The organism is Candidatus Termitispirillum reticulitermitis (genome assembly GCF_054655775.1).
Genome location: NZ_BAAIHG010000153.1, coordinates 1 through 1,210 on the forward strand (window position 1 = coordinate 1; position 1,210 = coordinate 1,210).

2 protein-coding genes are annotated in these 1,210 nt (G+C 43.9%); both read left to right on the forward strand.

The window, feature by feature from the left end:
* The first annotated feature begins 119 nt into the window (after positions 1-119).
* Positions 120-419, forward strand: coding sequence for an FkbM family methyltransferase (locus AC1MDJ_RS07940; protein ID WP_479690381.1), 300 nt, complete (start codon positions 120-122; stop codon positions 417-419).
* Positions 420-426: 7 nt separating this feature from the next.
* On the forward strand, positions 427-1,210 hold a 784-nt coding region (locus AC1MDJ_RS07945), incomplete at its 3' end, for a hypothetical protein (RefSeq protein ID WP_479690382.1).

Here is a 1,210-nt window from a genome sequence, read left to right on the forward strand (position 1 = left end):
CTCAGCAAGCACTTCATCTATATTATGAAACTCTACCTTGTCGCTGTCCCCCTCTACCACTATAGCCCGCGATGCCGATGCGCCATATAGCTCCACCGCAGGGATAGGCAAGCCCAAAAGTGCTCGCTCTTGATTCATTCATTGCTGATAGGGACGTAAATGTTGGTTTTATCAAAACCGATGTTGAGGGGTTTGGGCTACCCGCTCTGCGCGGTATGACTAAAACCATACAGCGATTCCGCCCTGTGCTGTCGCTGGCTATCTATCACAACATTGAGGAGTTCTTTGGGACTAAACCGCTATTGGAGGAAATTGTTAAAGGTATGGACTATACATTCAAGCTCCAAAAACATGGTGCTTTCGCATTCAACATCAACGAAACGGCGTTGTTTGCATATCCGCGAGAATTAGGAGGTTAATAGTAATATGAATAACACATTGACAAATATTTTTTGTGCGTTGCTCCCTAACAAGCAGGCTAGACGGGCTATAAGAAAATATATGAAAGATACAGCTTTTCCAGAAGAGCTTGAGTCTTTCTGCGGTGTATATGGAGATTTTAAGGATTTTTTCCTTAAAGCAAATGACGTGCCTCAAAAGATAGAGCGACTAAAAAGCGGACTTGATGATAAGTCAAAAGAACTGGTAGACGTTCTAGTCTATAGGTTGCTATATCTACCTAATTTACAGGAATCTAACGACTTCAGGGTGAAGCGAGCGCGCTACTTTGCGCAGATGACGGAATGCGAAAAACGCACCTTTAACGGCTATCAAGGGGAGAAACACACTTATAAACAGGATTTTATAGTCCCTTATAGTCCACTATGTGAAATATTTTATGATAGACATGGTTTAAGGCATGCATCAGAGGGGATAAAAAACTACATTGCAGGCAAAGATTTCGTTGACGGTGGCACATTCTGCGGAGAAAGCCTGCTGATATTCAATAAATTCTATAAATCAAGGAAAGTATATGCTTTTGAGCTATCAGAGCAGGTTGCCCCGCTATTCGCTGATACTATGGCTAAAAATAATGTTCCAAGCGATAGATACGAATTTGTTCCGTTTGGTTTGTCCGATAAAGCGGGTAGCGTTTCAGTCAGCTATGATTCTTTGGGACAGGCTTACGATGGCTCATCTGCCACCACACTGCGCCCTGTGCTTGCTCTTGACTCATTCCTTAGCGAGAGAGACGGGGGGGGGGGGGGGG